Source organism: Prevotella conceptionensis 9403948 (assembly GCF_000312305.1).
GTDB lineage: Bacteria > Bacteroidota > Bacteroidia > Bacteroidales > Bacteroidaceae > Prevotella > Prevotella conceptionensis.
Genome location: NZ_HE999448.1, coordinates 300,755 through 312,690 on the forward strand (window position 1 = coordinate 300,755; position 11,936 = coordinate 312,690).

The following is an 11,936-nucleotide window of genomic DNA, read 5'->3' on the forward strand; positions in this document are numbered from 1 at the left end:
CCTGGCACAAGGCATCGGTTGGGACAAGACGACGAAGAGCGCGTTTAGGCAAAACTCGCCCACAGAAGTGTCGGGCTATCGCTATTCCACGGGTTGGGCAAAAGACCAACGCGTGTATTTCGTGGCCCAATTCTCGCGACCTGTTACAATGGCTAAGAGCCAAGGCGACAGCTTGGCCGTGCTTTCAACCCCCAATAACGACGAACCGCTGCTGGTGAAAGTGGGAATTTCGCCCGTGAGCGAAGACAATGCGCGCGCCAACATCGCTGCCGAACTGCCCGCTTGGGACTTCCGCGGCACGGTGGCTAAGGCCAACGAGGCATGGAATAAGGAGCTGAACAAGATTGTTATCACCACGGACGACGATGCTGCACGCCGCACTTTCTACACGGCCATGTATCATTCGATGTTCGCCCCCTCGGTGTTCAACGATGTTAACGGCGACTATCGCGGAGCCGACGGTAAGGTATATCGCGGCGATTTCAAAAACTACACCACCTTCTCGCTGTGGGATACCTATCGCGCTGCCCATCCGTTGATGACCATTATCCATCCCGAAAAGCAACGCGACATAGCACAAACCATGCTGCATATATACGAACAGCAGGGCAAACTGCCCGTTTGGCACCTCGTAGGCAACGAAACCGACTGCATGGTGGGCAATCCGGGCATCCCCGTGCTGATTGACATTGCGCTGAAAGGCTTTGATGTGGATAAGAATAAGGTGCTAGAGGCGGCCAAAGCATCGGCCATGCGCGACGAGCGTGGAATGAGTTTGCTCAAAAAATACGGATATCTGCCTTGCGATCTCGACCCCGAATACGAAACCGTTGCTAAGGGCTTGGAGTACGCCTTGGCCGATGCATGCATAGCCAAGCTTGCCAAACAGCTGGGAAAGACCGAAGATTACAAGTACTTTTTAAAGCGTAGCCAATCGTATAAAGACCATTACTTCGACAAAAACACGGGCTTTATGCGCGGAAAAACATCAGATGGCAAGTTCCGCGAGCCGTTCGACCCATTTAATTCGGTGCATCGCCAAGACGATTACACCGAGGGCAACGCATGGCAATATGCTTGGTTGGTGCCCCACGACGTACACGGACTGGTGCAATGCTTTGGTGGCGACAAGCCATTTGTGGCTAAACTCGACTCACTTTTTATTCTCGAAGGTAAGATGGGCGCCGATGCGTCGCCCGATATATCGGGACTTATCGGCCAATATGCTCATGGCAACGAACCCAGTCACCACATTATATATATGTACAACTATGTGGGCATGCCGTGGAAGGCCGCTCCCAAGTTGCGCCAAGTGATGAATACGCTTTACAACGACGGCATCGACGGACTTAGCGGCAACGAAGACGTGGGGCAGATGTCGGCGTGGTACATCCTTTCGTCTATGGGATTGTATCAGGTTGAGCCTGCTGGCGGCAAGTATATCTTTGGTTCGCCACTCTTTAAGAAGGCTGTGGTGAACGTTGGTGGCGGCAAAACGTTTACCATCGAGGCCAAAAACAACAGTGCCAAGAACATCTATATTCAGAGTGCTAAGCTTAATGGCAAGACATACACCCGTTCGTACATCCACTATAAGGACATTATGAAGGGTGGCACGCTAGAATTTGTGATGGGCGAAAAGCCTTCATCGTTCGGCACGAAAGCCGCCGACCGCCCCTAACTGTGGGGGGTAGCCATCGTGCTTGTGGCATAGATGTGGCACAAAACATAAAGAATGGCGTTGCGAGCATGCCTTTGGCTGCTCCAACGCCATTCTTTTTTGTGTGTATATGTCCCATGCAAACGCGCTCTGCTCGCAGTTGCCGCACGGGTATGTGTCATCGTTGGCATGGCAAAGGGTGTGCCTGCTGCCCCTTTGGCTAAGCGAAGCGAAGTGGGTTAAGACCCATTTTGGGGCGTACAAGATACCTTGTACTGGGACTACAAAGGCCTTGTAGTGCGGCTACAAGGTGTTTGTAGCGATACTACAAGCGGCTTGTACTGGGGCTACAAGCAGCCTTGTACGCTGCAAATTGCTAGCACGCGGGGGCTAAAAGCTTAGTTGGCGCGTGACGGAGATAGGCGTAAACGGGCTTATTGTCCGCCTAGTCGGTCGAAAAACACGATGACGTCGTCCCATGTTTTGAGGTCGTTTCCGCCGAAAAGGATGGACGAACCAAGAAAGTTGGGGTGCTCGTGGCGCGAGATAAGGTAGTCGCCATAGAGCAGGTTGGCGTTGTTGCAGAACACAACCCGATTGAATGCAGGCGCATTAAGGTACTGTTCCACCCATGCCAGCTGTGCCGTTATCTGTTCAGGGGCATTTGTTGGCGACGGCGCAAGTATGTAGACATCATAGTTTTCGATGAGCATTTCGTAGGCTTTGTGCATGCTGGGCATCGGCTTTTGGTAGCTGTCGGCCAGTGTGTTGGCGTGGATAAACACGATGGGGCGTTGTCGTCCCGTCTGCTTATCGTCTATTTGGCGTATCAGCGGCATTAGATAGTGCATCGCCACCTTATCCGTTAGCCTGTGCCCACCGTGGAAACGTATGGCCGTGGGGTAGTGTTGGGCGAAGAGGTCGAAGGTGTCTACGCTTGTATCTTCGTCGCCGAAGAGTCCTATTACGCGTTGTTGTTCAGCCTCGTCAATACCGTCGAATAGCAGTGTTGTAATTTCCTTGTACTCGTTTACCAAGGCCTTGGTTACGATAAAGTCTTGTATGCCGTCTGTTCGCGGACTTTGGAAGGTCTGTTTACCCACCATATTGTGTTTCACCATCGTGTCGCCCATCTCGAATGCGGGGTTAATCAGTATGCGGTCTGTGCCTCTAAGCATTTCGGCATACATGCCGCCCATTGATGTTCCGATGATGAGGTCGGGCTTTTCTGCATCACACGTTTGCCTAAGAAGTGCCAAGGCCTCGGCAGGATGCAAAGGGAGGTCGGGCGCAATGATGGTGGCCGCGGGCATAAGTGTGTGCAAGAGTGTTACTGTTCCCGACTGCCCCGATGAGCCAAAGCCGTGAACGTACATGATTTTCTTGCCCTTCATGAGGGCGGGATATGTTTTTGTTGGGTCCATTTTTTTATTAGGAGTTATGGAGTTTTTTTGAGGAGTTAAGGAGTTAAGGAGTTATCACTCGCTTTGCTCGTTGGGAGTTAAGCCGTATGCAAGGGAGTTGTGGAGTGAGTTCTTTTTAGGAGTTATGGAGTTATATTTGAGGAGTTAAGGAGTTATCACTCGCTTCGCTCGTTGGAATTTAGCCGTAGTTCCTCTGCAACAAGACTATTGGCTTAACTCCTTAACTCCTTAACTCCTTTAAAAGGCAATTCCAGTTGTATCCATTGTGGGCGATGTGGTTCGTCGTTAATGTTAGAAACCTGAACACCCAACAGCCTTATAGGCCGACCGGAGTAGTTAACCTCGCTCAATAGCGCCTTTGCAATGGGCAGGATGTCTTCCTTTTTGCGGAGAATATGAGGTGCAGTTCTGCTGCGCGTAATCTGTGTGAAGTCGTGAAACTTCACTTTCAGCGTGAGCGTTCGTCCCTTAAAGTCGTTCTTTTTCAAACGTTCCACCAACTCTAACACCAAGCGATAGAGTTCGGTTAAGAGCACAGTGGGGTTGGAACTGTCTTCGTTGAAAGTGCGTTCGCATCCCACCGACTTCCTTATCCAATGCGGTTCAACAGGTCGGGGGTCGATGGCACGCGCGAAGTTATAGTACGTTTCGCCTGCCTTACCGAACACTTGCCGCAGCCTGAGCCGTGAAAGCTGGCGCAAGTCGGCGCCGTTGAAGATGCCCATAGCGTGCATCGTCTCGGCTGTTTTATGCCCCACGCCCCAAAAGTCGGTGATGGGCAGATTGTCGATGAAGTGCATTGCACGACTGGGATGTATCACCGTGATGCCGTCGGGCTTGCGAAAGTCGGATGCCACCTTAGCCAGGAACTTGTTGAACGACACCCCTGCGGAGGCCGTTAGGTGCAACTCGTTGCGTATTTCCTGTCGGATACGTTGCGCAATGTCAACAGCCAACTCTATGTTCAGTTTGTTTTGCGTAACGTCTAGGTAGGCCTCGTCTAGCGATAGCGGCTCAACGAGGTCGGTATAGCGGTGAAATATCTCGTGAACCTGCTGCGATACCTGCTTGTATTTCTTGAAATCGGGCGGTAGGAATATCAGTTCGGGACACAATCGCTTAGCCTGCACGCCCGACATGGCCGAATGCACCCCATACTTTCGTGCCTCGTAGCTGGCCGTACACAACACCCCGCGCCTGTCTTCGCTGCCAATGCCCACGGGTTTTCCGCGCAGCGAGGGGTCGTCGCGTTGCTCCACCGAGGCATAGAAGGCATCCATGTCGATGTGAATGATTTTGCGATTGAAGTCTTGCGCAGGCATATCCAGTTGCTTTTGGGGCGAAACGCCATTGCAAAGTTAGTTATTTTTTGGGGATAAAGGGATGATAAAAGATGCCAATAGCAAGGAAAAGTCACGAAGAATTGCTATCTATGCCTTTCTTTTTTAGCTCTATTATCATTTTCGTGAAGTCACGAAAATGATAATAAGCGTTAGCTTCACGCACCTTACACTTTCTCATTATAGAATTGAGAGTATGTGCAAATCACTCCGTATCTAGCACAGCATCTAACAGCTGATTGGCTATTTGTGTGTCGCATATACGCATAATGCTTGAGTCTACAGCACTTTGCCCAAACAAATTGATATCACCATACCAAACAATACGGCGATCTATTATCGCGCATTGCACTGATAAATGTTCGTGTTCGTAAGTATCCATACCGAGACAATTCTCTTTCCCACCATCGGTGTGCATCTTGTTGGTATGTAGGGCAACCTCTATCCCATTTCGTTGTAGCTCGTTTAAGGTGGTCGTTAGCCAGTTCGTACGTTTACATCTTAGTTTTGGACAGGCCACCAAAATACTGTTTTGCGCTGCAATCAAGTCGCGTTTGAATGGGGCGAGATAGGTCGTGACATTGAACAGCAGTTCGTTTGCCGTTTGTTCTTCTGTGATTTTGCCTTTCGGGCGACTGTAACCAACGGCAGCATAACCTCTTAACCGTTTGCGATACATGTTTTCGCACAACGGAATACGAATGTCTACGTAGTCGTATATACATACTTCGTGTTTGCCATCACTGTCGCGATGTAACCGACCTGCATATTGCGCCACACTACCTTTCCACGAAATGGGGAGCGTTAGAAACAAGGTGTCGAGCCTGGGGTAATCGAAACCTTCGCCCACATATTTACCTGTGGCCACGATTACAAGACTATCGGTTGGGTTGATAGTTTTTAATTGCTCCATCTCCAGTCGTTTGTTCTTGGCAGAATCGGCACCAATAAGGGTTATCACATGGGTGGCAAATGGCGAAAGTAAGCGTGCAAGCTGTCGCACATGCACCGTAAGGCTACTCAGTACGAGTGGTGTTCGTCCTTCAGATAATGCTGTTTTCACGTCTTCCACAATGAGTCGGTTTCTCTGTTTGTCGGTCGACATGGCCTCTATCATTTGCGTATAGGTGGAGAGATTGGCTGAAAAGGTGCGGTAAGACGTGAAACGGGGTATCAATCTGCGTGTAAACTCTTGTTTGTCTATCTGGCTTTTGGCGTCGACCGTGTACCTTATCTTACCGCATTGCATGAAGATGATGGGTTGATGTCCCTCTTTGCGGAAGGGTGTAGCGGTCAAGCCGTAAACATATCGTGCCTTGACGTGCCGCAATACCTGTTCGAAACTCACGGCAGGAACATGATGACATTCGTCTACGATAATCATACCGTAGTCTTGTACGAAGACTTTCGCTTCTCCATTGTGTAGACACGACTGTATCATGGCAATGTCGACAACACCACTCAAACAGTCTTTTCCTGAGTGAAGTTGGCCGATGGGCAACCTTTTTTCGTTCTTATTGCCTGTTCCCGTGTCGTCCTGTGCTTGCTTTATTGGTGCAAGGAACGTTTCTAACTGCCGTCTCCACTGGTCGAGCAGTGACCTGCGATGCACCAAAACCAAGGTGTTTACCTTGCGTTGGGCAATCATGGCTATGGCTAAAACGGTTTTTCCAAAGGCTGTTGTGGCCGAGAATGTACCTGTTTCATGGACTAGCATGTGGTTTAAGGCCTCTTGTTGTTCTTCGCGAAGGGTGCCTGTGAACCTCACGTCGATGTTGCTACCGTGGCAAGTGTGGTCGTTTATTGTGATGTTTACGTTGTTATCTAGTAGTATCTGCTGTACGTCGTCTTCACAACCGCGAGGTAGGGCAAGGTAATTAGCGGTTAGTTCGGAACAAGAAATGACACGTGGAATGGCGTAAGTAGGCAAACGCATGGCTTGTTTGGCATAAAACTCGGGGTTGCGAAAGGCTGCAATGCGCTTAAAAAGGTTGATGGCCTTTGGTGATAAGCCCTCAAGTGGGATGTAAAGCATGTTGGCTTTGGTCAGTGTGACAGACGTTGGGAAGTCTGATGAGCCTATCATAACAGGCTTTGGAGAGTTCCACGGTGTGACCTCGTTACTCTTTGTTAGTTCGCTAAATTCAAAGGAATTATGTGTTTGCAGTATTTCGTCAACAGCACTTTCAGTAATCTTGACTACTTCCAACAGTATTTTCCATTGGTCGGAATAGGCATTAAATGCTTCGTCTACAAAAACACTATTGCCGTTTCTCCGTGCTAGCCCTTGCAATGGCAATGCCACTAAGTTGCCAAATCCGCCTTTGGGCAGCGTGTCCTGGTTTGGGAAAAGGCGGTCGTATGACTTAAACGAGAACCGCATTTCCTTGTTCATCGCCTCTGCTAGTAGGGCATTGCCTAATTGTCTGGCTTTAACGGCGGTGATGGCAGCAGTGAAGAAAATCCATACATGTGCTCCGTTGCCCGACCGCGACCGTTCTATATAACATGGTATGCCCCATTCTTTGCACACGCCCACGTATGCTAGCACGTCGTTTTTATAGCCATGCTCGCAGTTTTTATCGTCAAAGTCGGCACAAAGAAAATGGCAAGTGTTATCTTCCAAGATGGGATAAAGGCCGATAACATCGCGTCCATGTTCGTCTTTCCCAGCAAGGTGGTTGTATAGGTGTTCATAAGTTAAAGGTGCAAAAAGACGGTTGGGACAATCTGCACAGCGATATTTGCGTTTGTCGCAATATTGTCTGTCCCATTCCCGTTGGCATACGGGCTGATAGCCTGCCTTTCCCGTGAGGCTATGCCATCGTTTGGCGAACACGTCGTTGCGGCCTTTAAACAGGCTTTGGAACAACAACACCTTGTCTTTTAATGAAAGTTTGCAGTTGGAAAGAGGTTTGTTATATGGCTGTAAGGCGATTGCTGGGCATTTGTTTTCTTCAAGCGTGATGCCATGTTTTGCTAAAAGCGATTTAAGTCTTTCGTTTTCGGCCTTCAATTCGCGTATCTGTTCTAAAGCTGATGTTGTTTCGTTGTGCTTGTTTGCATCCATGTCTCAAGATGTTTAAGCCTTCAATTTAGCAAACACACATTATGTATATGCACCTAATGGCTTGTTAAGACAGTTTCACCCCTCTTCTCCAACCCCTTCTTCTCCCTCTTCTTCCAGTGTCTCTAACACAAAGATGGCGTGGATTTTGCGTTTCTCTACGGGTGGAATATCCATATAATTGCGGTAGAGGTCTTGCAGGTAAGCGTCGGGATTGCAGGGGGCCATGAATCGTTTGCCCTCGAAAGTGATTTCGGTTAGGGGGAAAATGCTGTCTTGGCGGTGCATGATGCCGTAGCCGTTGTTGTGTAGGATGTTGGAAATGTAAGTGTCGCGGTTGCGGTTTAGGGCGCATAGCAGGGCCCAAACGGTGCGGCAGACGGCGTATTTTGCACCGAACCAAAAGAATTCGGCAAACGAACGGAGGCTGTAATGGTGGGCCTTGTGCAGGATGGAATAGCTACGCGAGATGCCTAGCGTTAGTTTTTTAACAAGCTTACGCGAAAGGGTGGGGTAGGCAATGAAGGGAAAGATGTCTACAAAGAGCCCCTTTTCGTAGTTGTGCGAGAAGTCGTCGCCTGGTTCAACGAAGAACGAATTGAGGTCGCGCACCTTGGTTATGGGCTCTTTCAGGTGCTTGTCTATCAGCGGCGACTGCACAATAAGGCCCTTAGGCAACTCCTTTTGCGCCACTTCTACAAAGCGTTGCAAGTCGGCCTTGTGCATGGCAATGTCTATATCGTCGTCCCAGGGTATGAAACCGCCATGCCTTACCGCGCCCAACAGCGTGCCGCCGTCTAGCCAATAGGGTATGGTGTGGCGTTGGCAGATGTTGTGTATGGCTTCGAGTATGGTCAGTTGTTTAAGCTGACAGGCGCGAAGATGGCGTTGTTTAAAGCGTTCGAGTGGCGTGTTAGCGGTCATCGTGCGCCCTCCTAACGTCTATCACCAGTCCCGTATCGTCCGAAAGCAGGGTGCGCAAGGTAGCCTCGGCCACCTTTTCAGATGCCAGTAGGGTGTCGTCGGGTTCTATTCCGAAGTTCTTTACGCGCATGGGGGTCTTCGTTCTTTCGGGGTTGATGCAGTTGATGCGAATGCCGTCGGCCTCCCATTCTTGCGCAACGGCCTGCACAAAGTTAACGATGGCGGCCTTGGTAGACGAGTAGATGCTGTAAAAAGCGCGACCGCGTGTGTATGATGAAGAGGTGAAAAACACCAGTCTACCACCGCTTTGTTTGAGGTAGGGATAGGCGGCGAGAGCCACATTAACCGTTCCCATGTAGTTGGTTTGCACGCTATAAGTGATGTCGGCGTAGTTCATTGTGACCAAAGGCTCCTTTTGTAGCAGTCCTGCCGTGTTCACCACGTAGTCTATTCGCCCTTCTTCTTTTGCCACTTCTGCAAAGGCGCGCACCACATCTTCTTTGTTTCCTACGTCTACGCCGTTGCTGCTACGCGAGAAACAATGCACCTTTGCACCCCGTTCGGTCAGCATTTTGGCCGTGTCGGCACCAATTCCGTAACTGCCACCAAACACAATAGCTACCTTTCCTGCAAGCGAAACTTGGGCAAGGTCGATGCGTTCGGCCTCGTTGTTGCGCAGCTGAAAAAGCTTGTCTAGCATGTAGGTGTCTTCCTTATAGGTAAGTTTCATGTTGCTTTCTTCGCCTTCCACCACGTAGATGGGCGTTTGCGGCAGGTATTTTTTCACCACTCCGCAGTCGTCGGTGGTCTTGAAATTGGGGTCGAGCAGTGCCTTTTCGTAAGCTTCTTTAATCACTTCGAGCGCGAAAGCCTGTGGCGTTTGTCCGCGACGAAGGCGAGAACGGTCGGGTATATGACTGATAAAGTCGCCTTCCACCTCGATAATGGTGTCGGCAGACGGCATGGCCACATCGATGGCCGAGTAGTTTTGCAATGCGTCCACCACATCGTTCAGAATGCGTTGGCTAACCAAAGGGCGCACGGCATCGTGGAAAATAAGGTTTACCGGCTCGTTTTCGTAGGCTTTGATGGCCGAAAGGCTCGACTCATAGCGTTCGTTTCCGCCTTTAAGTATGCGCTTTACTTTGGTCCACCCGTTTTTCAAAACGATGTTTTCTATGTCTGCAATGAGCATGGCATTGCTTACGATGGCTATTTCGTGGATGTGCGTGTTTCGTTCGAACACGTCGACTGTATGTTCGATAACCATCTTTCCAGCCACTTTGAAGAACTGTTTGGGTGTGGTCATGCCCAATCTTTTTCCCACTCCGCCCGCCAAAACGACGGCGATGTTACGTTTTGCCATATTGATGCGATTGTGTTTCTATATGCAAAGGTAGTGTAAACTTAGTGATTTTACAAGAAAGAAAACGAAAAAGCCTTAGCCTTGCTGATGGACGGGCCAAGCTGGATGTTGCTTCATCTGTTGCAGCGTTATATTAATAAGGTGTGTTTCGAAAGATAGGCAGATGGGCTAATGGGGGTGGCAAAAGATGAAAGAGGGTGGAGAAAGGCGAGATGAGAAGATGGATGTGATGTGGCATTTTAACCCAAATCGGTTGTTAGAAAAATCTGCTTTCATTTTGGCAAAGGAATAACTGAACACGCGCAAAGGGTTAACTCGCGGGTCGTATTTCAAATATCAGAGGGAGATTTCGCTAACACTTTGCTTTTGAAAATTCGTAATGGCCGATTTCGGTTTAAACCATTCCTGTTGTTTAAGCGGTTAAATACGCCATACATGTTACTCCCCTCTCCCCTTGGGGAGGGGCTGTGGGTGAGACCGAAATGCCAATGGCGGACAAACATCACTGCTTATCCGCCATTGTTGCGTTTTTATAGTGTCTTAAATCTAATGTGTTATCTTTCTTTACGAATAGCGTAAGATTTGGCCTGGCCTAATCTTGTCGTTTCGGCGCATGTGGTTGAGACGGCAGATGGTGTCTATGCTAACACCACGCTTTTCGGCGATAGATGCCAGTGTTTCGCCCGATGCCACCTTATGATAGAGTTTTTCGGCAGCGTTGTATTGAGGCGTTTGTGGGTTGTCGTCCCTGTCTCGGCCCACCTTTCCGTACACGTCTTCGCGGTTATATCCGCCATTTCCCGATACGCCGCGCAGCCTGGTGGCCTCAGACGATGCCATTTCGTAGGTGGAGCGGCGGAACATATAGTTGTCGGCCACCACGTCTTGTGCCCTGAAATCAAAGAAGAGTGCAGGGTTAAGCGCCACACCGCACAGTCGTGTTTCGAAGTGCAAGTGCGAACCCGTGCTTCGGCCCGTGTTTCCGCCAAGTCCAATCGGTTCGCCGGCCCTTACTTCCTCGTTTTCAGTTACCAATTGTTTGGAAAGGTGTCCATATATGGTTTCCAGTCCGTTGGGGTGCCTAATTACGATGTACTTTCCGTATCCCGCAGCCTCGTATTTCACGATGCGCACCTTGCCAGAGAATGCTGCGCGTATGGTGTCGCCAATATAAACCTTTATATCTAAGCCTTTATGTTGGCGGCCCCAACGACTTCCGAAGTTACTTGTTACAACTCGGCTGGGTGTTGGCATGCAGAAATGACGTAGGTTGATGAGGAACGAGTCGGGCAAAGCCGTTATGTGGTGCGTGTGTGTGTTGTCCCACGTCTCGTAAAGGTTTGCAGCCGGCGATTGGGCCGCCTCCCTTTTTAGGATGCTTTGTAGGGCAAGGGTGTCTACCGATTTCATCTTTCGGTCTACAGGTGCTTGTCTGGCGAGTAGGTCTTGCGCGGCCATTGGTGTGGCGCACATTGAGAGAAGTGCTGTAAAAGCAATCGTTTTAATTGTTCTTTTCAGTTTCATTTTACTTTTTTTAGGTACAACGTGGGCGAATAAATAATGGTATATACATTCGCTTGTTAAACCATTTTTGCATGGTTGATGATAGGTGTTTATCAAAAGACGATGCAAATATAGCGAATTTTTATCTAACGGCATCATGTTTCGCTATTTTTTTCAGTATTGATTAACATGCTTAACAACATGTGACCTGTTCCTTCAATCCCTTTGTAACACGTGAAAGAGCGGTGTATTTGTAATGTTTTTGGTTAGTTTTTATTAACATTTGTTACTCTTGCTTGGACATAAATATCGGCGCGTTAACATTATTAAGGACATGATTTGAGTGTTGTTCTTGCGGTGCATATTCATGCAGAATATGCAAAACAGATGAGTTTCGCCTTCTATAAACTGTCTGCATCTGCCTGTTTTTATGTTCTCTTTTTTCGGCTGTCCGTTGCCTTTTCCGCCCAGTCTTTCGCTTTCTTAACGGTTTTTTGCAATATTGCAAGCGTGTTGCACCTATTCAGCACTCGTGCATGCTTTCCTTTTAGTAGTTGCTTGTAATGAAGTGGTCTTGACTTTTAATGGCTCTATAAATTGGGTGAAGTCTATTTTCTTTGTGCAGTAGAACCAAGATAAGTATCTAAAGTTT

7 protein-coding genes are annotated in these 11,936 nt (G+C 48.9%); 1 reads left to right on the forward strand and 6 read right to left on the reverse strand.

From position 1 onward, the window contains the following. On the forward strand, positions 1-1,681 hold a 1,681-nt coding region (locus tag BN93_RS10560; protein WP_019188296.1), incomplete at its 5' end, for a GH92 family glycosyl hydrolase. A gap of 413 nt (positions 1,682-2,094) precedes the next feature. Here BN93_RS10560 and BN93_RS10565 read toward each other — a convergent pair. The 6 genes from BN93_RS10565 to BN93_RS10590 all read right to left on the reverse strand — a co-directional run bounded on the left by BN93_RS10565 (position 2,095) and on the right by BN93_RS10590 (position 11,305). Continuing rightward, positions 2,095-3,084, reverse strand: coding sequence for a YqiA/YcfP family alpha/beta fold hydrolase (locus tag BN93_RS10565; RefSeq protein ID WP_019188297.1), 990 nt, complete (start codon positions 3,082-3,084; stop codon positions 2,095-2,097). 212 nt (positions 3,085-3,296) lie between these two features. Then, positions 3,297-4,406: a DNA polymerase IV gene (gene dinB, locus BN93_RS10570; RefSeq protein ID WP_019188298.1), complete on the reverse strand. Its 1,110-nt coding sequence runs from the start codon at positions 4,404-4,406 to the stop codon at positions 3,297-3,299. A 223-nt stretch (positions 4,407-4,629) separates the two neighbouring features. Then, on the reverse strand, positions 4,630-7,494 hold the full coding sequence (locus tag BN93_RS10575; RefSeq protein WP_019188300.1) for a TOTE conflict system archaeo-eukaryotic primase domain-containing protein: 2,865 nt from the start codon (positions 7,492-7,494) through the stop codon (positions 4,630-4,632). Between the two features lie 75 nt (positions 7,495-7,569). Continuing rightward, the gene (locus tag BN93_RS10580) at positions 7,570-8,415 is read right to left on the reverse strand and encodes a LicD family protein (RefSeq protein WP_019188301.1); all 846 of its coding nucleotides are present in this window, start codon (positions 8,413-8,415) and stop codon (positions 7,570-7,572) included. Next, complete coding sequence (locus BN93_RS10585) at positions 8,405-9,781, reverse strand: bifunctional cytidylyltransferase/SDR family oxidoreductase (protein WP_019188302.1); 1,377 nt, start codon at positions 9,779-9,781, stop codon at positions 8,405-8,407. The genes BN93_RS10580 and BN93_RS10585 overlap by 11 nt, the downstream gene beginning before the upstream one ends. 564 nt (positions 9,782-10,345) lie before the next feature. Further along, entirely contained in the window at positions 10,346-11,305 is a 960-nt protein-coding gene (locus BN93_RS10590; RefSeq protein WP_044260462.1) for a peptidoglycan DD-metalloendopeptidase family protein, read from the reverse strand. Positions 11,306-11,936: the final 631 nt, after the last annotated feature.